The 21127-nt window shown below is 67.8% G+C and carries 33 protein-coding genes; all 33 read left to right on the top strand.

The window, feature by feature from the left end; genetic code table 11:
- Positions 1–453: 453 nt before the first annotated feature.
- The 33 genes from AB0C15_RS22970 (at position 454) to rpsM (ending at position 21079) form a co-directional block, all read left to right on the top strand.
- A complete protein-coding gene (locus AB0C15_RS22970) occupies positions 454–834 on the top strand; it encodes a hypothetical protein (RefSeq protein WP_357355008.1) in 381 nt (126 codons plus the stop codon).
- 507 nt (positions 835–1341) lie between these two features.
- On the top strand, positions 1342–1716 hold the full coding sequence (gene rpsL, locus AB0C15_RS22965) for a 30S ribosomal protein S12 (RefSeq protein WP_007465318.1): 375 nt from the start codon (positions 1342–1344) through the stop codon (positions 1714–1716).
- 1 nt (position 1717) lies between these two features.
- Positions 1718–2188 carry a 30S ribosomal protein S7 gene (gene rpsG, locus AB0C15_RS22960; protein ID WP_007465317.1) on the top strand — a complete coding sequence of 157 codons (471 nt, stop codon included), beginning with the start codon at positions 1718–1720 and terminating at the stop codon, positions 2186–2188.
- 74 nt (positions 2189–2262) lie between these two features.
- On the top strand, positions 2263–4359 hold the full coding sequence (gene fusA, locus AB0C15_RS22955) for an elongation factor G (RefSeq protein ID WP_357355006.1): 2097 nt from the start codon (positions 2263–2265) through the stop codon (positions 4357–4359).
- Between the two features lie 212 nt (positions 4360–4571).
- A complete protein-coding gene (tuf, locus tag AB0C15_RS22950) occupies positions 4572–5765 on the top strand; it encodes an elongation factor Tu (protein WP_030489585.1) in 1194 nt (397 codons plus the stop codon).
- 350 nt (positions 5766–6115) lie between these two features.
- Positions 6116–6424, top strand: a complete 309-nt coding sequence (gene rpsJ / locus AB0C15_RS22945; protein WP_007073037.1) for a 30S ribosomal protein S10 — start codon at positions 6116–6118, stop codon at positions 6422–6424.
- Between the two features lie 11 nt (positions 6425–6435).
- Positions 6436–7101 carry a 50S ribosomal protein L3 gene (rplC, locus tag AB0C15_RS22940; protein WP_357355005.1) on the top strand — a complete coding sequence of 222 codons (666 nt, stop codon included), beginning with the start codon at positions 6436–6438 and terminating at the stop codon, positions 7099–7101.
- Complete coding sequence (gene rplD, locus AB0C15_RS22935; RefSeq protein WP_007465305.1) at positions 7098–7748, top strand: 50S ribosomal protein L4; 651 nt, start codon at positions 7098–7100, stop codon at positions 7746–7748. The genes rplC and rplD overlap by 4 nt, the downstream gene beginning before the upstream one ends.
- Complete coding sequence (gene rplW, locus AB0C15_RS22930) at positions 7745–8047, top strand: 50S ribosomal protein L23 (protein WP_007465304.1); 303 nt, start codon at positions 7745–7747, stop codon at positions 8045–8047. Before rplD ends, rplW begins: the two co-directional genes overlap by 4 nt.
- A 12-nt stretch (positions 8048–8059) precedes the next feature.
- On the top strand, positions 8060–8899 hold the full coding sequence (rplB, locus tag AB0C15_RS22925; protein ID WP_030329891.1) for a 50S ribosomal protein L2: 840 nt from the start codon (positions 8060–8062) through the stop codon (positions 8897–8899).
- A gap of 12 nt (positions 8900–8911) precedes the next feature.
- Positions 8912–9193, top strand: a complete 282-nt coding sequence (gene rpsS, locus AB0C15_RS22920) for a 30S ribosomal protein S19 (protein ID WP_007465299.1) — start codon at positions 8912–8914, stop codon at positions 9191–9193.
- Positions 9194–9235: 42 nt separating this feature from the next.
- The gene (rplV, locus tag AB0C15_RS22915) at positions 9236–9694 is read left to right on the top strand and encodes a 50S ribosomal protein L22 (protein ID WP_007465297.1); all 459 of its coding nucleotides are present in this window, start codon (positions 9236–9238) and stop codon (positions 9692–9694) included.
- Positions 9694–10563 carry a 30S ribosomal protein S3 gene (gene rpsC, locus AB0C15_RS22910; protein ID WP_091402401.1) on the top strand — a complete coding sequence of 290 codons (870 nt, stop codon included), beginning with the start codon at positions 9694–9696 and terminating at the stop codon, positions 10561–10563. Before rplV ends, rpsC begins: the two co-directional genes overlap by 1 nt.
- 3 nt (positions 10564–10566) lie before the next feature.
- Complete coding sequence (gene rplP, locus AB0C15_RS22905) at positions 10567–10992, top strand: 50S ribosomal protein L16 (RefSeq protein WP_007465292.1); 426 nt, start codon at positions 10567–10569, stop codon at positions 10990–10992.
- Positions 10992–11228, top strand: coding sequence for a 50S ribosomal protein L29 (gene rpmC / locus AB0C15_RS22900; protein ID WP_007465283.1), 237 nt, complete (start codon positions 10992–10994; stop codon positions 11226–11228). Before rplP ends, rpmC begins: the two co-directional genes overlap by 1 nt.
- Entirely contained in the window at positions 11225–11503 is a 279-nt protein-coding gene (gene rpsQ / locus AB0C15_RS22895) for a 30S ribosomal protein S17 (protein WP_030489590.1), read from the top strand. Before rpmC ends, rpsQ begins: the two co-directional genes overlap by 4 nt.
- Positions 11504–11600: 97 nt before the next feature.
- Positions 11601–11969 (top strand): 50S ribosomal protein L14, encoded by a 369-nt coding sequence (gene rplN / locus AB0C15_RS22890; RefSeq protein ID WP_007465279.1) that lies wholly within the window; start codon positions 11601–11603, stop codon positions 11967–11969.
- On the top strand, positions 11966–12286 hold the full coding sequence (gene rplX, locus AB0C15_RS22885; protein WP_007465276.1) for a 50S ribosomal protein L24: 321 nt from the start codon (positions 11966–11968) through the stop codon (positions 12284–12286). The genes rplN and rplX overlap by 4 nt, the downstream gene beginning before the upstream one ends.
- The gene (rplE, locus tag AB0C15_RS22880; protein WP_196919809.1) at positions 12286–12852 is read left to right on the top strand and encodes a 50S ribosomal protein L5; all 567 of its coding nucleotides are present in this window, start codon (positions 12286–12288) and stop codon (positions 12850–12852) included. Before rplX ends, rplE begins: the two co-directional genes overlap by 1 nt.
- Position 12853: 1 nt before the next feature.
- Positions 12854–13039, top strand: a complete 186-nt coding sequence (locus tag AB0C15_RS22875; RefSeq protein ID WP_007465272.1) for a type Z 30S ribosomal protein S14 — start codon at positions 12854–12856, stop codon at positions 13037–13039.
- Positions 13040–13155: 116 nt separating this feature from the next.
- A complete protein-coding gene (rpsH, locus tag AB0C15_RS22870) occupies positions 13156–13563 on the top strand; it encodes a 30S ribosomal protein S8 (protein ID WP_007465270.1) in 408 nt (135 codons plus the stop codon).
- A 16-nt stretch (positions 13564–13579) separates the two neighbouring features.
- Positions 13580–14122 carry a 50S ribosomal protein L6 gene (gene rplF / locus AB0C15_RS22865; RefSeq protein WP_357355002.1) on the top strand — a complete coding sequence of 181 codons (543 nt, stop codon included), beginning with the start codon at positions 13580–13582 and terminating at the stop codon, positions 14120–14122.
- Between the two features lie 8 nt (positions 14123–14130).
- Complete coding sequence (rplR, locus tag AB0C15_RS22860) at positions 14131–14508, top strand: 50S ribosomal protein L18 (RefSeq protein ID WP_181518401.1); 378 nt, start codon at positions 14131–14133, stop codon at positions 14506–14508.
- 33 nt (positions 14509–14541) lie between these two features.
- Entirely contained in the window at positions 14542–15156 is a 615-nt protein-coding gene (gene rpsE, locus AB0C15_RS22855; protein ID WP_013288621.1) for a 30S ribosomal protein S5, read from the top strand.
- Complete coding sequence (rpmD, locus tag AB0C15_RS22850) at positions 15156–15338, top strand: 50S ribosomal protein L30 (protein WP_007465262.1); 183 nt, start codon at positions 15156–15158, stop codon at positions 15336–15338. Before rpsE ends, rpmD begins: the two co-directional genes overlap by 1 nt.
- Positions 15338–15781 carry a 50S ribosomal protein L15 gene (gene rplO, locus AB0C15_RS22845; RefSeq protein ID WP_357355000.1) on the top strand — a complete coding sequence of 148 codons (444 nt, stop codon included), beginning with the start codon at positions 15338–15340 and terminating at the stop codon, positions 15779–15781. Before rpmD ends, rplO begins: the two co-directional genes overlap by 1 nt.
- 232 nt (positions 15782–16013) lie before the next feature.
- Complete coding sequence (secY, locus tag AB0C15_RS22840; protein ID WP_357354998.1) at positions 16014–17342, top strand: preprotein translocase subunit SecY; 1329 nt, start codon at positions 16014–16016, stop codon at positions 17340–17342.
- Positions 17343–17996, top strand: coding sequence for an adenylate kinase (locus AB0C15_RS22835; protein WP_357354996.1), 654 nt, complete (start codon positions 17343–17345; stop codon positions 17994–17996). It begins immediately after the preceding gene.
- An 87-nt stretch (positions 17997–18083) separates the two neighbouring features.
- Positions 18084–18935: a type I methionyl aminopeptidase gene (gene map / locus AB0C15_RS22830; protein WP_357354994.1), complete on the top strand. Its 852-nt coding sequence runs from the start codon at positions 18084–18086 to the stop codon at positions 18933–18935.
- A 179-nt stretch (positions 18936–19114) separates the two neighbouring features.
- Positions 19115–19666, top strand: coding sequence for a DUF1707 domain-containing protein (locus AB0C15_RS22825; protein ID WP_357354992.1), 552 nt, complete (start codon positions 19115–19117; stop codon positions 19664–19666).
- Between the two features lie 339 nt (positions 19667–20005).
- Positions 20006–20227: a translation initiation factor IF-1 gene (gene infA, locus AB0C15_RS22820; RefSeq protein WP_007073013.1), complete on the top strand. Its 222-nt coding sequence runs from the start codon at positions 20006–20008 to the stop codon at positions 20225–20227.
- Between the two features lie 91 nt (positions 20228–20318).
- Positions 20319–20432 (top strand): 50S ribosomal protein L36, encoded by a 114-nt coding sequence (rpmJ, locus tag AB0C15_RS22815; RefSeq protein WP_043965539.1) that lies wholly within the window; start codon positions 20319–20321, stop codon positions 20430–20432.
- A gap of 266 nt (positions 20433–20698) precedes the next feature.
- Positions 20699–21079 (top strand): 30S ribosomal protein S13, encoded by a 381-nt coding sequence (rpsM, locus tag AB0C15_RS22810; protein ID WP_030329917.1) that lies wholly within the window; start codon positions 20699–20701, stop codon positions 21077–21079.
- Positions 21080–21127 lie beyond the last annotated feature (48 nt).

The raw sequence follows: 21127 nt of genomic DNA, 5'->3' as shown, positions 1-21127 counted from the left end.
CCGGGCGACGAGCCAGACCCGCAGGCGTCCCCCACGCTCCCGACGCCACCTCCGGCACCGCACCCCGGCGAGGGTCCGACCGGTTGGGGTGCGCCCACGACGCCCGGCTCGGCGCAGCCGTACCCGGTCTCGAGCGCGCCGGCCCCGACGCCGCACGCCTGGGGCCCGCCCGGATCGGGGCCCGGTGTGCCGCCGGGCTCAGGCCCGCCCGCGCCGGGGGCCGGGGTGCCGCACGGTTGGGGTCCGCCGGCAGGCGGACCGACGTCTGCGGTGCCGGGTTGGGGTCCGCCGGCAGGTGGGCCGGGAGTGCCGTACGGCTGGGGTCCGCCGTCGTCGGGGCCCGGTGTGCCGCCCGGGTGGGGTCCGCCGCCGGGGCACGGCCCCGGGTGGGGTGGGACACCGGGGCGTTCGGTTCCGCCTCCCAGCGATGACCAACGCCGGCCGCCGAAGCGGGTGGAGACGGTCTCGGGTACGCCGTACGGTGTCGTGCACCTGGACGTGCCGCCGGTCACCTCCGGGCTGGCCGTCGGGGCGCTGGTGGCGGGGGTCGCCTCGGTCCTGGTGTCGCTGCTCGTGGTGTGCTTCGGCGTGGCCTTCAAGAACGACGGCGGGGCCTGGGCCTCCGGGGCGTTCGCCGCGCTGGGTGTGCTGTCCGGTGGCGCGGCGGTCGTCATCGGGCTCCTCGGCCGGCGGCAGATCCGTCGCCCGGCCGCGCCCTCCACGGTCCAGTTCACCGGCCGAGGGTTGGCGATGGCCGGGATCAGTTGCGGCGCGGCGGGAGCGTTGATCAGCCTCCTGGGCCTGGGTCTGGCTCTGCTCCTCGCCTTGACGTGACGGTGACCCGCGACAGATCCGGCACCTGACGGGGGTGTCTCGCGGAAGGCTTCCGGTCCCGCCGGGGGTGATGGGTGCTTCTGCGGGGGAGCCGGTACACTTGTATTCGTAGGTGCCCATCGCGGGCGACGGGGCAGGACGAGATCCGGTCGGCGGGTGTGAGAAGTCGCCGGGCCGTTCCGTTTTGACCTGGGCGGTTGTGGTAGGTACTCTTTCCCCTTGTGCCCGGGCATGCCCGGGCAAATTGTGCGTGCGCTGTTTCCGGCTTACGGGCGGCGGTGCGACAAGCCAAAGGACCCGGAGCGGGGCGACCCGCGCGCCGGTGACAAACCCGGTACGCACGCGAGAGCGGCGCAACGGGGCCGTGACGAGGGCGACACGCCCGACCGCGGGTGCCGGGGTCTCCGCGAGGTGACCCTGGTCGGAATGTAGGAGAGCCGGTCATCAGGCCGGTTAACGAGCAGACGGCGCGGCCGCGGATGCGGCCGAAGGGAGCGGAGAAACCCGGTGCCCACGATCCAGCAGCTGGTCCGAAAGGGCCGCCAGGCGAAGACGACCAAGACCAAGACCCCGGCGCTGAAGGGTTCTCCTCAGCGGCGCGGCGTGTGCACCCGCGTGTACACCACCACCCCGAAGAAGCCGAACTCGGCGCTGCGCAAGGTCGCTCGCGTGAAGCTCAGCAGCCAGATCGAGGTGACCGCCTACATCCCCGGTGTCGGTCACAACCTGCAGGAGCACTCGATCGTGCTCGTTCGCGGTGGCCGGGTGAAGGACCTCCCCGGCGTGCGTTACAAGATCGTTCGCGGTTCGCTGGACACCCAGGGTGTCCGTAACCGCAAGCAGGCGCGCAGCCGTTACGGCGCGAAGAAGGAGAAGAGCTGACATGCCGCGTAAGGGACCCGCTCCGCGGCGGCCACTGGTCGCTGACCCGGTGTACAACTCGCCGCTGGTCACCCAGCTGGTGAACAAGATCCTGCTCCGTGGCAAGCGTCAGCTCGCCGAGTCCATCGTGTACGCGGCCCTCGAGGGCTGCCGCGAGAAGTCCGGCACCGACCCGGTCGTCACCCTCAAGCGGGCGATGGACAACGTCAAGCCGACCCTCGAGGTGCGTAGCCGTCGTGTCGGTGGCGCCACCTACCAGGTTCCGGTCGAGGTCCGCCCGACCCGGGCGACCACCCTGGGCCTGCGCTGGCTGGTGACGTACTCCCGCGCCCGGCGTGAGAAGACCATGGTCGAGCGGCTCATGAACGAGCTGCTGGACGCGAGCAACGGCCTCGGTGCCGCCGTCAAGCGGCGCGAGGACACGCACAAGATGGCCGAGTCGAACAAGGCCTTCGCGCACTACCGCTGGTAACACCCTGGTTCCGGCGCCTCCGGGCGCCGGAACCGCCACCAGTTGTGTCGAGACGACGATAAGTAGGGATTGAAGTGGCCGCCGCAGACGCGCTCGCCAACGTACGCAACATCGGCATCATGGCGCACATCGATGCCGGTAAGACCACGACCACCGAGCGGATCCTGTTCTACACCGGCATCACGTACAAGATCGGTGAGGTCCACGAGGGCGCCGCCGTCATGGACTGGATGGAGCAGGAGCAGGAGCGTGGTATCACCATCACCTCCGCTGCTACCAAGTGTGAGTGGAAGAACCACACGATCCAGATCATCGACACGCCCGGCCACGTCGACTTCACGGTCGAGGTCGAGCGGTCGCTGCGCGTGCTGGACGGTGCGGTCGCGGTCTACGACGGTGTCGCCGGCGTGGAGCCGCAGACGGAGAACGTCTGGCGGCAGGCCGACAAGTACAACGTCCCGCGGATGTGCTTCGTCAACAAGCTCGACCGGACCGGCGCCGACTTCTTCCGCTGCGTGCAGATGATGATCGACCGGCTGAACGCCACCCCGCTGGTGCTCCAGATCCCGATCGGGCTCGAGGGCGACCACATCGGTGTCGTCGACCTGGTCGGCATGCGCGCTCTCACCTGGCGTGGGGAGACCCAGAAGGGTGAGGACTACGCGATCGAGGAGATCCCGGCCGACCTGGTCGACTCCGCGGCCGAGTGGCGCGAGAAGCTGATGGAGACCCTCGCCGACGTCGACGACTCGGTGATGGAGAAGTACCTGGAAGGCGAAGAGGTCTCCGTCGAGGAGATCAAGGCCGCCATCCGGCGTGCCACCATCGCCGGCAAGGCCAACCCGGTGCTGTGCGGCTCGGCGTTCAAGAACAAGGGCGTCCAGCCCATGCTCGACGCCGTGGTCGACTTCCTGCCGTCGCCGCTCGACGTTCCGGCGATCGAGGGTACGGCCACCGACGGCGAGACCCCGCTGCTGCGCAAGCCGTCCAACTCGGAGCCGTTCTCCGGTCTGGCCTTCAAGATCCAGACGGACAAGCACCTGGGCAAGCTCACCTACGTGCGGGTCTACTCCGGCACGCTCGACTCCGGTTCCCAGGTGGTCAACTCCACCAAGGACCGCAAGGAGCGGATCGGCAAGATCTACCAGATGCACGCCAACAAGCGGGAAGAGCGTCCGTCGGCGCAGGCCGGCGACATCATCGCCGTGCAGGGTCTCAAGCAGACCACCACCGGCGACACTCTCTCCGACCCGGCGAACCCGGTCATCCTGGAGTCGATGACCTTCCCGGAGCCGGTCATCTCGGTGGCGATCGAGCCGAAGACCAAGTCCGACCAGGAGAAGCTGGGCACTGCCATCCAGCGCCTGGCCGAGGAGGACCCGACCTTCCGCGTCCAGTTGGACGAGGAGACCGGTCAGACGGTCATCTCCGGCATGGGTGAGCTGCACCTGGACATCCTGGTCGACCGGATGCGCCGCGAGTTCAACGTCGAGGCCAACGTCGGCAAGCCGCAGGTGGCGTACCGCGAGACCATCCGCCGCAAGGTGGAGAAGGTCGAGTACACGCACAAGAAGCAGACCGGTGGTTCCGGCCAGTACGCCCGCGTGATCGTGAGCGTCGAGCCGCTTCCGCTGGACAACGACTCGCCGACCTACGAGTTCGCCAACGCCGTCAGCGGCGGCCGCATCCCCCGGGAGTTCATCCCCTCGGTGGACGCCGGTGCGCAGGACGCGCTGCAGTACGGCATCCTCGCGGGCTTCCCGCTGGTCGGCGTGAAGCTGACCCTGCTGGACGGCCAGTACCACGAGGTCGACTCGTCGGAAATGGCATTCAAGATCGCCGGTTCGATGGTGATGAAGGACGCGGCCCGCAAGGCCGATCCGGCACTGCTCGAGCCGATGATGGCCGTTGAAGTCACCACTCCTGAGGAGAACATGGGTGACGTCATCGGTGACCTCAACTCCCGCCGCGGCATCATCCAGGCGATGGAGGAGCGCAGCGGCGCCCGCATCGTCCGGGCTCTGGTGCCGTTGTCGGAGATGTTCGGCTACGTCGGCGACCTGCGGTCGAAGACCCAGGGCCGGGCTAGCTACAGCATGCAGTTCGACTCCTACGCCGAGGTTCCGCAGAGCGTCGCGAAGGAGATCATCGCCAAGGCAACGGGCGAGTAGCGCTCTGAGCAGGTGATTCGTGGTCGGTCGCGGGAGGGTTCACCCGCCCGCGGCCACCACGATCGGATCGCGTGAGACCGGGCCTGTAGGCTTCATCGCCGCAGAACCCACAAAGGCTCTCCGGCCGTCAGGCCGGAAAGGCTGTCGACAGAGTCCTAAGCGCCGACCGGCGCGCCGGGCGTACGAACCAAGAAGTCCACAGGAGGACACCAGTGGCGAAGGCTAAGTTCGAGCGGACTAAGCCGCACGTCAACATCGGCACCATTGGTCACATCGACCACGGTAAGACGACGCTGACGGCGGCCATCACCAAGGTCCTGCACGACCAGTACCCGGACCTGAACCCTTACACGCCGTTCGACGAGATCGACAAGGCGCCGGAGGAGAAGGCCCGCGGTATCACGATCTCGATCGCGCACGTCGAGTACCAGACCGAGTCGCGGCACTACGCGCACGTCGACTGCCCTGGGCACGCCGACTACATCAAGAACATGATCACCGGTGCCGCGCAGATGGACGGCGCGATCCTGGTGGTCGCGGCGACCGACGGCCCGATGCCGCAGACCCGCGAGCACGTGCTGCTGGCCCGTCAGGTCGGTGTGCCGTACATCGTCGTGGCGCTCAACAAGAGCGACATGGTCGATGACGAGGAGCTCCTGGAGCTCGTCGAGCTCGAGGTCCGTGAGCTGCTCTCCTCGCAGGAGTACCCGGGTGACGACCTGCCGGTCGTTCGGGTTTCGGCGCTGAAGGCCCTCGAGGGTGACCCCGAGTGGACCGGCAAGCTGCTGGACCTGATGACCGCTGTCGACACCTCGATCCCGCAGCCGGAGCGCGAGGTCGACAAGCCGTTCCTGATGCCGGTTGAGGACGTCTTCACGATCACCGGTCGTGGCACCGTCGTCACCGGCCGGGTGGAGCGCGGCGTTCTCCTGCCGAACGAGGATGTTGAGCTCGTCGGCATCAAGGAGAAGAGCTTCAAGACCAAGGTCACCGCGATCGAGATGTTCCGGAAGACCCTGGACGACGCCCGCGCAGGCGAGAACGTCGGCCTGCTGCTGCGTGGTACCAAGCGCGACGAGGTCGAGCGCGGCATGGTCGTCGTGAAGCCGGGCTCGAACACCCCGCACACGGAGTTCGAGGCGACGGTCTACATCCTCTCCAAGGAGGAGGGCGGCCGGCACACCCCGTTCTTCCAGAACTACCGTCCGCAGTTCTACTTCCGGACCACGGACGTCACCGGTGTCGTCACCCTCCCCGAGGGCACCGAGATGGTCATGCCTGGTGACAACACCTCGATGTCGGTGAAGCTGATCCAGCCCATCGCCATGGAGGAGAACCTCAAGTTCGCGATCCGCGAGGGTGGCCGCACCGTCGGCGCCGGGTTCGTCACCAAGATCAACAAGTGAGCTAGGTAACCCCGATTAGACCCGCCGCCGGTCGTGCGGCATACTAGTCAGGTTGCGTAACGACAGTTCGTCGCCTGTGTTCGGCTTTCGCTGAACCTCCGGGTGGCGATGCAGTCGAGCGTAGGGTGGTTGGCGGCCCAGTCGCCAACCACCCTCGCACGGCGTTCAGGTCGCGGTAGTGCGATCGACGCCTTGACCCACCGCGCGGTCAGCACCACTCCGGAACCAAGGGGCGGAGCTCGGCCCGAGGGCGCGACACGCCCGACCGCGGGGGTCGGCGAAGTGGGCCTGTGCCAGCCGGTACAGGCGCCCGCAACACAGCGGCATCGAGAGAAGGAACAGAAGCCACCATGGCGGGACAGAAGATCCGCATCCGGCTCAAGGCCTATGACCACGAGGTCGTCGACTCCTCGGCTCGGAAGATCGTCGAGACGGTGACGCGCACCGGGGCGCAGGTCGCGGGCCCGGTGCCGCTGCCCACGGAGATCAACCGTTTCTGCGTTATCCGCTCGCCGCACAAGTACAAGGACTCGCGCGAGCACTTCGAGATGCGCACGCACAAGCGGCTGATCGACATCATCGACCCGACCCCGAAGACGGTCGACTCGCTCATGCGCCTCGACCTGCCGGCTGGCGTCGACATCGAGATCAAGCTGTAGGGACCGGACAAATGGACAGGCAAGTCAAGGGGATCCTGGGCGCCAAGCTCGGCATGACCCAGGTCTGGGACAACAACCGCGTTGTTCCCGTGACCGTGGTCGAGGCCGGCCCGTGCGTCATCAGCCAGGTTCGTAGCGCCGAGAAGGACGGTTACTCCGCGGTCCAGCTGGCGTACGGCACCATCGACCCGCGCAAGGTCAAGAAGCCGATCAGCGGTCACTACGCCAAGGCGGACGTGGCGCCGCGCCGGCACATCGTCGAGCTGCGCACCACGAACGCTGGGGAATACTCGCTCGGCCAGGAAGTCACGGTCGAGGAGTTCCCGGCCGGCGTCACCATCGACGTCACCGGCAAGACCAAGGGCAAGGGCTACGCCGGCCCGATGAAGCGGCACGGCTTCCACGGTCTGCGCGCCAGCCACGGTGTCGAGCGCAAGCACCGCTCGCCCGGTTCCATCGGCGCCTGCGCCACTCCGGGTCGTGTCTTCAAGGGCACCCGGATGGCCGGCCGGATGGGTGGCGTGCGGTACACCGTGCAGAACCTCACCGTCCAGGCGGTCGACACCGAGAACAACCTGCTGCTCGTCCGGGGTGCCATTCCTGGTCCCAAGGGCGCGCTCGTTCTGGTCCGTACCGCGGCCAAGAGCAAGGTGAAGAAGGGCGGTGCGGCCAAGTGACCACCGTTGACGTGCGCACCGTCGAAGGCACCACCAGCAGCTCCGTGGAGTTGCCGGCGGACATCTTCGACGTGCAGGCCAACGTCGCGCTGATGCACCAGGTCGTGGTGGCCCAGCTCGCGGCGGCCCGACAGGGCACGCACAAGGCCAAGACCCGCGGCGAGGTCGCCGGTGGCGGCAAGAAGCCGTACAAGCAGAAGGGCACCGGTCGCGCCCGGCAGGGCTCGATCCGCGCGCCGCAGTTCGCCGGCGGTGGCGTCGTGCACGGTCCCGTGCCGCGCGACTACAGCCAGCGGACCCCGAAGAAGATGAAGGCCGCCGCTCTCCGCGGTGCCCTCTCCGACCGGGCCCGCGCCGGGCAGGTGCACGTCGTCGAGGCGTTCGTCTCGGGCGAGAAGCCGTCGACCAAGGCGGCCCTGGCCACGCTGACCAAGCTCACCGAGGCCCGTCGGGTCCTGGTCGTGCTGAGCAGCACCGACGAGCTGAACTGGGTGTCGCTGCGCAACGAGCCGCGGGTGCACCTGATCGAGTCCGGCCAGCTGAACACGTACGACGTGCTGGTGGCCGACGACGTGGTCTTCACCAAGGACGCCCTGGACGAGTTCCTGGGCGTGCCCGCCGAGACCACCGAGGAGGGTGGCAAGTGAGCACGATCGCCGACCCGCGCGACATCATCGTGGCGCCGGTCGTCTCGGAGAAGAGCTACAGCGAGCTGAACCGGAACTGGTACACCTTCCTGGTGCACCCGGACGCGAACAAGACCGAGATCAAGATCGCTATCCAGCAGATCTTCAACGTCCGCGTCCTGACGGTCAACACGCTCAACCGCCAGGGTAAGCGCAAGCGCACCAAGACCGGCTTCGGTCAGCGCAAGGCGACCAAGCGGGCGATCGTGAAGCTGGCTGACGGTGACCGCATCGAGGCCTTCGGCGGCCCGGTCAGCTGAGGGGTGTAGACAATGGCTATCCGTAAGTACAAGCCGACGACGCCGGGCCGACGTGGCTCGAGTGTCGCTGACTTCGCCGAGATCACCCGGTCCACGCCGGAGAAGTCGCTGCTGGCTCCGCTGCCGAAGAAGGGCGGGCGTAACGCCCACGGCCGGATCACCACGCGGCACCACGGCGGCGGTCACAAGCGCCAGTACCGTCTGATCGACTTCAAGCGGGTCGACAAGGACGGCGTGCCGGCCAAGGTCGCTCACATCGAGTACGACCCGAACCGCACCGCGCGCATCGCGCTGCTGCACTACGCCGACGGCGAGAAGCGGTACATCATCGCGCCGAAGGACATGAAGCAGGGCGACCGCGTCGAGTCCGGCCCGGGCGCTGACATCAAGCCGGGTAACAACCTCCCGCTGCGCAACATCCCGGTCGGTACCACGATCCACAACGTGGAGCTGCGCCCGGGTGGCGGGGCCAAGCTGGCCCGTTCCGCCGGCGTCGGCATCCAGCTGCTCGGCCGTGAGGGCGCGTACGCGACCCTGCGTATGCCGTCCGGTGAGATCCGGCGGGTGGACGTGCGCTGCCGCGCCAGCATCGGCGAGATCGGCAACGCCGACCAGTCGAACATCAACTGGGGTAAGGCCGGCCGGATGCGGTGGAAGGGCAAGCGCCCGACCGTCCGTGGTGTCGCCATGAACCCGGTCGACCACCCGCACGGTGGTGGTGAGGGTAAGACCTCCGGTGGTCGCCACCCGGTCAACCCGCAGGGTAAGCCCGAGGGCCGCACCCGCCGTAAGGGCCAGCCGAGTGACCGGCTGATCGTCCGCCGTCGCTACGCCACGCGTAAGCGCGGCTGAGGGAGATAAGACATGCCTCGCAGCCTGAAGAAGGGCCCGTTCGTCGACGACCACCTGCTCAAGAAGGTGGAAGTTCAGAACGACAAGGGCTCCAAGAACGTGATCAAGACCTGGTCGCGGCGCTCGACGATCATCCCCGAGATGCTGGGGCACACGATCGCCGTGCACGACGGACGCAAGCACGTCCCGGTGTTCGTGACCGAGGCGATGGTCGGGCACAAGCTCGGCGAGTTCGCGCTGACCCGCACGTTCAAGGGTCACGAGAAGGACGACCGGAAGAGCCGTCGGCGCTGACGCCGCCAGGCATACGGATAGAGGGAACAAGGGGTTACAGCGATGCCAGGAAAGGGCGACGCTCCGGTGCTTCCGGGCGCGCGGGCGGTTGCGCGGCACGTGCGCATCTCGCCGATGAAGGCGCGCCGGGTGGTCAACCTCGTCCGCGGCCTGCCCGCGAAGGAGGCGCTCACGGTGCTGCAGTTCGCGCCGCAGGCTGCGAGCGAGCAGGTGTACAAGGTGCTCGCTAGCGCGATCGCCAACGCGGAGAACAACGAGCGGCTGGACCCCGACGCGCTGCTCGTCAGCGAGGCCTTCGTGGACGAGGGCCCGACGATGAAGCGGTTCCAGCCGCGGGCGCAGGGTCGGGCGTACCGAATCCGCAAGCGCACCTGCCACATCACCGTGGCGGTCGAAGCGGTCGCGCCGGCAGCGCCGAGGAAGGCCGCGGCGAAGAAGGCCGCCCCGGCCACGGAGGCCGCACCGGCCGAAGCGCAGAGCAAGACGGAGGACGCCGAGTAATGGGTCAGAAGGTTCACCCCACTGGGTTCCGGCTCGGCATCTCGACCGACTGGAAGTCCCGCTGGTTCGCGGACAAGCTCTACAAGGACTACATCGGCGAGGATGTCAAGATCCGCCGCATGATGTCCAAGGGCCTCGAGCGTGCCGGCATCTCCAAGGTCGACATCGAGCGCACCCGCGACCGGGTCCGGGTCGACATCCACACCGCCCGGCCGGGCATCGTCATCGGCCGTAAGGGTGCGGAGGCCGACCGGATCCGCGGCGAGCTGGAGAAGCTCACCGGCAAGCAGGTCCAGCTGAACATCATCGAGGTGAAGAACCCCGAGTCGGACGCTCAGCTGGTCGCGCAGGGCGTGGCCGAGCAGCTGTCCAGCCGGGTCAGCTTCCGTCGGGCGATGCGCAAGGCCATGCAGTCGGCGATGAAGAACCCGGTCTGCAAGGGCATCCGGGTTCAGGTTTCGGGTCGCCTCGGCGGCGCCGAGATGAGCCGGACCGAGTTCTACCGTGAGGGCCGGGTTCCGCTGCACACGCTGCGGGCCAACATCGAGTACGGCTTCTTCGAGGCCCGTACCACGTTCGGTCGGATCGGTGTGAAGGTCTGGATCTACAAGGGCGACGCCGTCCCGGGCCGGGAGGCTCCGGCCGAGGCCGGTCCGTCCCGCCCGCGTCGTGGTGAGCGCGGCGACCGTCCCGAGCGTCCGCGCCGTGGCCGGTCGGGTTCGTCCGGCACCACGGCTGGTGGCACCGAGGCCGGTCGGGCTGCTGCGACCACCATCGCGCAGCAGGCCGAGACGCCGAGCGGCGAGCCGGTCGACAGCGCAGCTGTCGCCGCCACTGCTGCTCCGGCAGAAACGCAGCAGGAGGGCTGACAGATGCTGATGCCGCGCAAGCCCCCGAAGGGCTTCCGCAAGCCGCACCACCCGGACCGCAGTGGCGCGTCCAAGGGTGGTAACCGGGTGGTGTTCGGCGAGTTCGGGATCCAGGCTCTCGAGCCGGCGTACGTGACGAACCGGCAGATCGAGTCGGCACGTATCGCGATGACTCGCCACATCAAGCGTGGTGGCAAGGTCTGGATCACGATCTTCCCGGACCAGGCCCTCACCAAGAAGCCTGCCGAGACTCGGATGGGTTCCGGTAAGGGTTCGCCCGAGTGGTGGGTCGCCAACGTCAAGCCGGGGCGGGTTCTCTTCGAGATGTCCTTCCCCAACGAGCAGATCGCGCGAGAGGCCATGCGTCGCGCGATCCACAAGCTCCCGATGAAGTGCCGCATTGTTACGCGCGAAGTGGGTGAATCCTGATGGCAGCGGGCGTTAAGGCGACCGAGCTGCGTGAGCTCTCCGAGGAGGAGCTGGTCACGAAGCTGCGGGAGGCCAAGGCGGAGCTGTTCAACCTCCGCGTGCAGGCCGCAACCGGGCAGCTGGACAACAACCGGCGGTTGCAGGTCATCCGTCGGGAGATCGCCCGGATCTACACGATCATGCGTGAGCGCGAGCTGGGGCTCTCGGCCGCGCCGACTGAGGTGACTGCATCATGACCGAAGAGACCGCCACCGCCGCCGCGCGGTCGCGCCGCAAGGTCCGCGAGGGCCTGGTGATCAGCGACAAGATGGACAAGACCGTCGTGGTCGAGGTCGAGGACCGGGTTCGGCACGCGCTGTACGGCAAGATCATGCGCCGTACGGCCAAGCTGAAGGTGCACGACGAGCAGAACGCCGCTGGCACGGGTGACCGGGTTCTCATCATGGAGACCCGGCCGCTGAGCGCCACCAAGCGTTGGCGGATCGTGGAGATCCTGGAAAAGGCCAAGTAGCGAAGGCTCGAGCTCGCCCGGCGTTGCGTCGGGCGTTGGTTCCGCCAGGCTCCGGCCGCCACGGCGGCCGGAGAACCGGCAGACATAGGAGATAGACGTGATTCAGCAGGAGTCGCGACTGCGCGTCGCCGACAACACGGGTGCTCGGGAGATCCTGTGCATCCGGGTTCTCGGCGGCTCGGGTCGGCGCTACGCGAGCATCGGCGACGTCATTGTGGCCACGGTCAAGGACGCCATCCCGGGTGCCGGTGTGAAGAAGGGCGACGTCGTCAAGGCGGTCGTCGTTCGCACCGCCAAGGAGAGGCGGCGCCCGGACGGCTCGTACATCCGCTTCGACGAGAACGCCGCCGTCATCATCAAGGACGGCGGGGACCCGCGTGGAACCCGTATCTTCGGCCCGGTGGGCCGGGAGCTGCGGGACAAGCGGTTCATGAAGATTATTTCCCTCGCGCCGGAGGTGTTGTGACCGTGAAGGTCAAGAAGGGCGACACGGTCGTCGTCATCGCCGGCAAGGACAAGGGTGCCAAGGGCAAGGTCATTGCGGCCTACCCGCGGCAGGACAAGGTCCTGGTCGAGGGCGTGAACCGGGTCAAGAAGCACACCCGCATCAGCACCACCCAGCGTGGCGCCAAGACCGGCGGCATCGTCACTCAGGAGGCCCCGATCCACGTCTCGAACGTGCAGGTCCTGGACTCCGACGGCAAGCCGACCCGCGTCGGTTACCGGATCGACGACAACGGCCAGAAGGTCCGCATCGCGCGTAGCACCGGTAAGGACCTGTGATGACCACGGCTACCGAAAAGACCCTGCCGCGCCTCAAGGAGCGGTACCGCAACGAGATCGTGGCCCAGCTGCGCGAGCAGCACAGCTACGGCAACCCCATGCAGGTGCCGCGGCTGGTCAAGATCGTCGTCAACATGGGTGTCGGCGAGGCTGCTCGCGACGCCAAGCTGATCGACGGTGCGGTCCGCGACCTCGCCACGATCACCGGCCAGAAGCCGCAGGTGCGGCGGGCGACCAAGTCCATCGCGCAGTTCAAGCTCCGCGAGGGCATGCCGATCGGCGCGAAGGTCACCCTTCGCGGTGACCGGATGTGGGAGTTCATGGACCGGCTGCTCTCCATCGCGCTGCCGCGTATCCGCGACTTCCGCGGCCTGGACGGGCGCAAGCTGGACGGGCACGGCAACTACACGTTCGGTCTGACCGAGCAGTCGGTGTTCCACGAGATCGACCAGGACCGGATCGATCGCCAGCGGGGCATGGACATCACGGTGGTCACGACCGCCACGACCGACGACGAGGGCCGGGCGCTGCTCAAGCTCCTGGGCTTCCCGTTCAAGGAGAACTGAGATGGCCAAGAAGGCGCTGATCATCAAGGCGGCCGCGAAGCCGAAGTTCTCGGTTCGCGCGTACACCCGCTGCCAGCGGTGCGGGCGTCCGAAGGCGGTCTACCGCAAGTTCGGGCTCTGCCGGGTCTGCATCCGGGAGATGGCTCACCGCGGTGAGCTGCCGGGCGTGTCCAAGGCTTCCTGGTAAGGGCGACCGCGTCCCGGCCGTCGGCCGGGAACTCCTGCACCGATTAGGTATTGCTCTTCGCCGTAGGCCCGGGGCTGATGCCCCGGGAACCCCGGCGAGAAAGGCTGACGAAATCCATGACGATGACCGACCCGATCGCAGACATGCTCACGCGTCTGCGTAACGCCAACCAGGCGTACCACGATCAGGTGAAGATGCCCTACTCCAAGATCAAGGCGAACATCGCCGAGGTCTTGAAGGCCGAGGGTTACATCGCCACCTGGTCGGTCGAGGAGCCCGAGGAGGGCGCCGTCGGCAAGCGACTGGTCGTCGAGCTGAAGTACGGCCAGAACCGCGAGCGGAGCCTGGCCGGCATCAAGCGCGTGTCCAAGCCCGGTCTCCGGGTGTACGCCAAGTCGGACGGGCTCCCGCGGGTGCTCGGTGGGCTGGGCGTGGCGATCATTTCGACGTCCCAGGGGCTGCTGACCGACCGGCAGGCCCGCAAGCGGAGTGTTGGCGGGGAAGTCCTCGCCTTCGTCTGGTAACGGGAGACAGGTAGAAATGTCGCGAATTGGACGTAAGTCGATCCCGGTGCCAGCCGGCGTCGACATCACGATCGACGGGCAGACCGTCAAGGTCAAGGGGCCCAAGGGCCAGCTTGAGCACATCCTCGCCGAGCCGATCACGATCGAGCGGGCCGAGGACGGCCAGCTGAGCGTCAACCGGCCGAACGACGAGCGCAAGGCCAAGGAACTCCACGGCCTGAGCCGTACGCTGGTTGCCAACATGATCGTCGGGGTCACCGAGGGCTACCGCAAGAGCCTGGAGATCGCCGGCACCGGTTACCGGGTCACCGCCAAGGGTTCGGACCTCGAGTTCGCGCTCGGGTTCTCGCACCCGGTGGTCGTCTCCGCTCCGGCGGGCATCACCTTCACGGTGGAGCGGCCGACGCTGTTCCACGTGGCTGGCATCGACAAGCAGCAGGTCGGTGAGGTCGCCGCAAACATCCGGAAGATCCGCCCGCCGGAGCCCTACAAGGGCAAGGGCGTCAAGTACCAGGGCGAGGTCATCCGCCGCAAGGCTGGAAAGGCAGGTAAGAAGTGAGCGCCACGCTGCTCAAGCGCCGCCGCGGTGTCGCCGCCAAGCGCGCCGTTGGGCGTGCGCGTCGACACTTCCGCGTCCGCAAGAACGTCAGCGGTACGGCCGAGCGTCCGCGCCTGGTCGTCACCCGCTCCCTGCGGCACATGGTCGCCCAGGTCGTCGACGACACCAAGGGTCACACCCTGGCGTCGGCGTCGACCCTGGACGCCTCGCTGCGTGGTGCGGAGGGCGACAAGAGCGCCCTGGCTGGCAAGGTGGGCGCGCTGCTCGCCGAGCGGGCCAAGGCCGCCGGCGTCTCCAAGGTCGTCTTCGACCGCGGTGGCAACCGGTACGCGGGGCGGGTCGCCGCGCTTGCCGATGCTGCCCGCGAAGCCGGGCTCGAGTTCTAACAACCCCGTCACGAGAGAGAAGGAAGGCTGCTGATGCCAGGTCAACAGCGCCGTGGCGGCGGGTCCGGTGGCAACGAGGGTGGTCGCCGCGACAACCGCCGTGAGGGCGGCCGCGGAAACGCGCCCGTCGAGAAGACCCCGCACCTTGAGCGGGTCGTCGCGATCAACCGCGTCGCCAAGGTCGTGAAGGGTGGTCGTCGCTTCAGCTTCACCGCCCTGGTGATCGTGGGCGACGGCGACGGCACGGTCGGCGTGGGCTACGGAAAGGCCAAGGAGGTGCCCGCGGCCATCGCCAAGGGTGTCGAGGAGGCCAAGAAGCACTTCTTCAAGGTTCCGCGGATCGGTCAGTCGATCCCGCACCCGGTGACGGGTGAGGACGCCGCTGGTGTGGTGCTGCTCAAGCCGGCCTCGGCCGGTACGGGTGTCATCGCCGGTGGACCGGTGCGTGCCGTGCTGGAGTGCGCTGGGATCCACGACGTGCTCTCCAAGAGCCTCGGCTCGTCGAACCCGATCAACATCGTGCACGCCACCGTGGCGGCCCTGAAGGGGCTCGAGTCCCCCGAGCAGGTCGCGGCGCGTCGTGGCCTGCCGGTGGAGGACGTCGCGCCGGCCGCCATGCTGGCGTCGCGGGCGGGGGTGGCGTCCTGATGGCACGCCTGAAGGTCACCCAGCTCCGATCCGGTATCGGGACCAAGCACAACCAGCGTGAGTCGCTGCGTTCCCTCGGTCTCAAGCGGATCAACGATGTGGTGGTCAAGGAGGACCGGCCCGAGATCCGCGGCATGATCTTCACTGTGAGCCACCTCGTGAAGGTCGAGGAGGTCGAGTAATGACGATCAAGGTGCATCACCTGCGCCCGGCGCCCGGTTCCAAGACCGCGAAGACCCGTGTGGGTCGCGGTGAGGGTTCCAAGGGCAAGACCGCTGGTCGCGGTACGAAGGGCTCCAAGGCCCGTAAGAACATCTCGGCGGCGTTCGAGGGTGGGCAGATGCCCATCCACATGCGCCTGCCGAAGATGAAGGGCTTCAAGAACAAGTTCAAGGTGGTCTTCCAGGTGGTCAACCTGGACCGACTCGCTGAGCTGTTCCCGAATGGTGGTCAGGTCGGCCCGCAGGAGCTGGTTGAGTCCGGCGCGGTCCGCAAGGGTCACCCGGTCAAGGTCCTCGGCACCGGGGATCTCGGCGGTGTGGCGCTCCAGGTGTCTGCGCACGCGTTCAGTGCGTCGGCCAAGGAGAAGATCGCCGCCGCCGGTGGCTCCGTCACCGAGCTGTAAGGCCTACGACCATGGCGCCCGTCCAGTTGAGAGCAACTGGCGGGCGCCATGGTCTGCCTGGGGCCTGAGGGCCTTGTAACATCGGAATCGATTTATGTAGTCGGGCGCATCTGCCCGGACCGGGGTGAGGCTGTTAGAGTCCCATCCCAGCCATGGATTGCGGGCACTCGCCCGTGATCCACCCCGACCCGCCAGGGATCACCGGCGGCCCGCCTCGCGCAGGAGGAAGAAGTTGCTGTCCGCCTTTCTCAGTGCGTTCCGTACGCCTGACCTGCGCAAGAAGCTGCTGTTCACAGTAGGCATCATCGCGGTCTACCGGCTGGGTGCAACGCTCCCCAGCCCGGGCGTCTCGTACGGCAACGTGCAGAAGTGCCTCGACACCATCCAGGGTGACACCACCGGGGTGGTGAACCTTCTCAACCTCTTCTCCGGCGGAGCGCTGCTACAGCTCTCGGTCTTCGCGCTGGGCATCATGCCCTACATCACCGCGTCGATCATCCTGCAGCTGCTGACCGTCGTGATCCCGCGCCTGGAGCAGCTCCGCAAGGAGGGCCAGGCCGGTCAGGCGAAGATCACCCAGTACACCCGCTACCTGACTCTCGGTCTCGGTGTGCTGCAGGCCTCCGCGTTCGTGGCCCTGGCCCGCTCGGGCCAGCTCTTCCAGAACAAGTGCGACCAGTACCCGATCATCCCCACCGGCACCGGCATCCCGGACTGGCTGACCCTGTCCATCCTGGTGATGACGATGACCGCCGGTACCGGCATGGTCATGTGGCTCGGCGAGCTGATCACCGACCGCGGCGTCGGCAACGGCATGTCCGTCCTGATCTTCACCTCGATCGCGGCGCGGCTGCCCAGCGAGGGTTGGCAGATCAAGACCAGCAAGGGCTGGGACATGTTCGCCCTGGTCATCGCGCTGGTCCTGGTGGTCATCACCGCGGTCACCTTCATCGAGCAGGCCCAGCGCCGGATCCCGGTGCAGTACGCCAAGCGGATGATCGGCCGGCGGATGTACGGCGGCACCTCGACCTACATCCCGTTGAAGGTCAACCAGGCGGGTGTGATCCCGGTCATCTTCGGCTCGTCGCTGCTCTACCTGCCGCAGTTGGCGCTGCAGTTCTTCGACCAGACCGACCCGGGCAAGACGCAGTCGTGGATCCAGAACAACCTGGTCAACCCGAGCAGCCCGATCTACATCTCGGTCTACTTCCTGCTGATCATCTTCTTCACGTACTTCTACGTCTCGATCACGTTCAACCCGACCGAGGTCGCGGACAACATGAAGAAGTACGGCGGGTTCGTGCCGGGCATCCGCCCGGGCAAGCCGACCGCCGACTACCTGGACTTCATCCTCAGCCGGATCACCCTGCCGGGCGCGCTCTACCTCGGTGTCATCTCGATCCTGCCGAACTTCTTCTTCATCTGGCTCGACAACCAGCAGTACCAGAACTTCCCGTTCGGCGGCACCGCTGTGCTCATCATGGTCGGCGTCGGTCTGGAGACCGTGAAGCAGATCGAGAGCCAACTCATGCAGCGGAACTACGAAGGGTTCCTGCGGTAGATGAGACTCGTTCTGGTTGGCCCGCCGGGCGCGGGCAAGGGCACTCAGGCCGAGTTCATCGCCGCGCACCTCTCGGTGCCGAAGATTTCGACCGGAGACATCTTCCGGTCGAACGTCACCCAGGGCACGCCGCTCGGTGTCGAGGCGAAGCGGTACATGGACGCGGGCGAGCTGGTTCCGGACGAGGTCACCATCAACATGGTCCGGGACCGGCTGGCCGAGCCCGACGCCAGCGAGGGTTTTCTGCTCGACGGCTTCCCGCGGACGACCCCGCAGGCGGCCGCTCTGGACAAGCTCCTCGCCGATCTGGGCACCGCCCTGGATCTGGTCCTGGAGTTGGTCGTCGACGACGACGAGGTGATCAGGCGGCTCTCCGGTCGGCGTACCTGCCGGGGCTGCGGCAAGATCTGGCACGTCGAGTTCGACGCCACGACCCGGCCCGGCATCTGTGACCGGTGCGGCGCCGAGCTGTTCCAGCGCGACGACGACAAGCCGGAGACGATCGCCACGCGGCTGCGCGAGTACAGCGAGAAGACCGCACCCCTGGTCGACTACTACGGCGCCCAGGGCAAGCTCGTCGGGATCGACGCCACCGGGCCGGTGGAGGACGTCACCACCCGGGCCATCGACGCCTTGCGGTCGTACAACGGCTGAGGTCCGGCCGGGCCACGGCGGATAGAGTGCGAACAGCGGGGTACGCGACACGTGCCCCGCTGTTCGGCAACGAAAGGTAACCGCTCCATGCGTCGTCCCCAGCTGGACATCCAGCTGAAGACCCCTGACCAGATCGAGAAGATGCGGGCCGCCGGGCTGGTGGTGGCCGAGGCGCTCCGCCGGATGCGGGAGGCTGTTGCCCCCGGCGTCAGCACCGCCGATCTGGACGCCATCGCCGAGGCGACGATCCGGGAGGCGGGTGGGGTCCCGTCGTTCAAGGGCTATCACGGTTTTCCGGCGTCGATCTGCTCCTCGGTCAACGAGCAGATCGTGCACGCCATCCCGTCGCCGAAGCAGGTGCTGCAGGCCGGTGACCTGATCTCCATCGACTGCGGCGCGGTGCTGGACGGGTGGCACGGCGACTCGGCGATCACGGTCGGGGTCGGCGAGGTCGACCCGGCGCTGTTGAAGATGGCGGAGGTCGCCGAGGACGCCATGTGGGCCGGCATCGCCGCCGCCGCACGCGGCGCGGCGAGCGGCAAGGGGCGGCTCACCGACATCTCGCACGCGGTGGAGACCGCGGTACGCAAGGGCGGCCGGTACGGCATCGTCGACGGCTACGGCGGGCACGGCATCGGCACCGAGATGCACCAGGATCCGCACGTGCTCAACCACGGTCGGCCGGGCAAGGGCCCGCGACTGGTCCCCGGCATGGCGCTCGCCATCGAGCCGATGATCACCATGGCGTCGCCGCGTACCGTCGAGTTGGCCGACGGGTGGACGGTCGTCACCCGGGACGGCTCGGTGGCCGCGCACGTCGAGCACTCGATGGCGCTGCTACCGGACGGGGTCTGGGTGCTCACCGCGTTCGACGGTGGCCGTGCCCGCCTGGGCGATCTGGTCACCGCCCGCCAGCCCGCCGCCTCGACGACCTCCTGACCGCCCCGCCGGCGGCCGGTCCGGCCGGGCACGGGCCGTATGGTGCGCTTGGTCGACTCGGTTACCTGCAAGCTGCGCGGTCTGACCGCCGGTGACACCCCGACTTCCTGGAAGCCGAGTTGATCAACGGATCGATTCGTGGGGAGCGCGGCTGGCGTGGCGGTGGCATGCTTGCCGGCATGGACGAGCGCGACGGGATGCGGGCGGCCGACGCGGACCGGGAGGCGGTGGCCGAGCGGTTGAGGGTAGCTCTGGGCGAGGGCCGTCTGGACCTGCACGAGTACGACGAGCGTCTGCAACGGGCATATGCCGCGCGCACCTACGCCGAGTTGGCCCCGCTGCTGGTCGACCTGCCGCCGGTGGCGCCGGCGCAGAGGTCGGCCCTTGCGCCAGCCGTCGGGCCCACGGCGGGCCTGCCGGGTGACCAGCCGGGTCAGGCCCTCGCCAGGGGCGTCACCGCCCGCTGGTTGGGGGAGGTGTGGTTCCCGTACCTGCGGGTGGTCCCGATCGTGGTGGCCATCTGGGCGGTCACGTCACTGCTCAGTCAGGACCTGCTCTACTTCTGGCCGGGTTGGGTGGCGGGCCCGTGGGGCGCGGTGCTCGTGGTGCGGTCGGTCACAGGGCTCGCCGCGAGAGAGCCCCAACGCGAGGCCATCAAGCGCCAACGTCGCCGAGAGCGCAAACAGGCAAAGCGCGCCCAGAAACCGCAGGACCCCCCACCAACCCCCTGAACCACCCCGCCCGTCCAGGCCCCGAGGCCCCCGCACCGCCCGTTGATCATGAAGTTGTAGCCGCCGGCTCCGCCGTGTCGTGTCAACAACTTCATGATCAACGGGGCTGGGTGGGGGGTCGTTCGGGTGGGCCTGCGGTTCGATGGGTGGTCGGTTTGGCGGGGGCCTGCTGGCGGGCGTACACTTTCAGATCGGCGCACAGCGTCCACTCCGGCATGCCCACCCTGCGCTTCGGTGGGAGCTGGAGCCGCGGCTGGCGCGGGCTTCTGATTCTGATCAGATTTCCGTGTAAGACGTTGTGGGCCGCCCGGAGCAATCGACGTCAGGACAGCGGAGGACATGCCGAAAAAAGACGGAGCCATTGAGATCGAGGGTCGGGTCATCGAGCCCCTGCCGAACGCCATGTTCCGGGTGGAGCTCGCGAACGGCCACAAGGTGTTGGCTCACATCAGCGGCAAGATGCGGCAGCACTACATCCGCATCCTTCCGGAGGACCGGGTCGTCGTCGAACTCTCGCCGTACGACCTGACCCGCGGGCGCATCGTCTACCGCTACAAGTAGTCCTGACGACGGCCGGGAAGTCCCGTGTCCGTCTTCGACGTCCGGTCTCGCGCAACGCGCGTCGCCGGGCCAGATGGGAAGTAAGGCAACCGTGAAGGTCAAGCCGAGCGTCAAGAGGATCTGCAACAAGTGCCGGGTTATCCGCCGGCACGGCCGGGTCATGGTCATTTGCAGCGACCCGCGCCACAAGCAGCGCCAGGGCTGATTCAGCCCGTCCGGCCGGAGCACGGCCGGGTGGCGTTGGTCCAGGCAGATCCCCAGCGACACACACATCACACATGCTCGTCCCAGCCGCGAGCGGTACGCGAGACGTACTCCTTCGTGGCTGACCCCCGGTCGGAGGCCGGGGCCCGCTCGGGCAGCGACCGATCCCGGTCGCCGGCGCGCACCGCGTCGGAAAGACGGGACGGCCGGTAGCGGGGTGGGACGGGTCCACACCTCCGCCACACAACACGAGGAGTACGCCCGCACATGGCACGTCTAGTCGGCGTGGATCTCCCCCGCGAAAAGCGGTTGGAGATCGCGCTCACCTACATCTTCGGGGTCGGTCGCACCCGCGCCCTGGAGACGCTCGCCGCCACCGGCATCTCGCCGGACAAGCGCGCTCGGGACCTCACGGACGAGGAGCTCGTGCAGCTCCGCGACCACATCGAGGGCAACTACAAGGTTGAAGGCGACCTGCGCCGCGAGGTCGCCGCTGACATCCGCCGCAAGGTTGAGATCGGCTGCTACGCCGGCATCCGGCACCGCCGGGGCCTGCCCGTGCGTGGCCAGCGGACCAAGACCAACGCCCGGACCCGCAAGGGCCCGAAGCGGACCGTGGCCGGCAAGAAGAAGCCCGGCAAGAAGTAAGACGTAGACCGGAATACGGGTCTAGGTCCGCCGAGCACGGCCAGGCCG

It is taken from the genome of Micromonospora sp. NPDC048835, from assembly GCF_040649995.1.
Classification (GTDB): domain Bacteria; phylum Actinomycetota; class Actinomycetes; order Mycobacteriales; family Micromonosporaceae; genus Micromonospora.
Note: the sequence above shows the minus strand (reverse complement) of the source record. Positions and strands in the feature narration are given on the sequence as shown.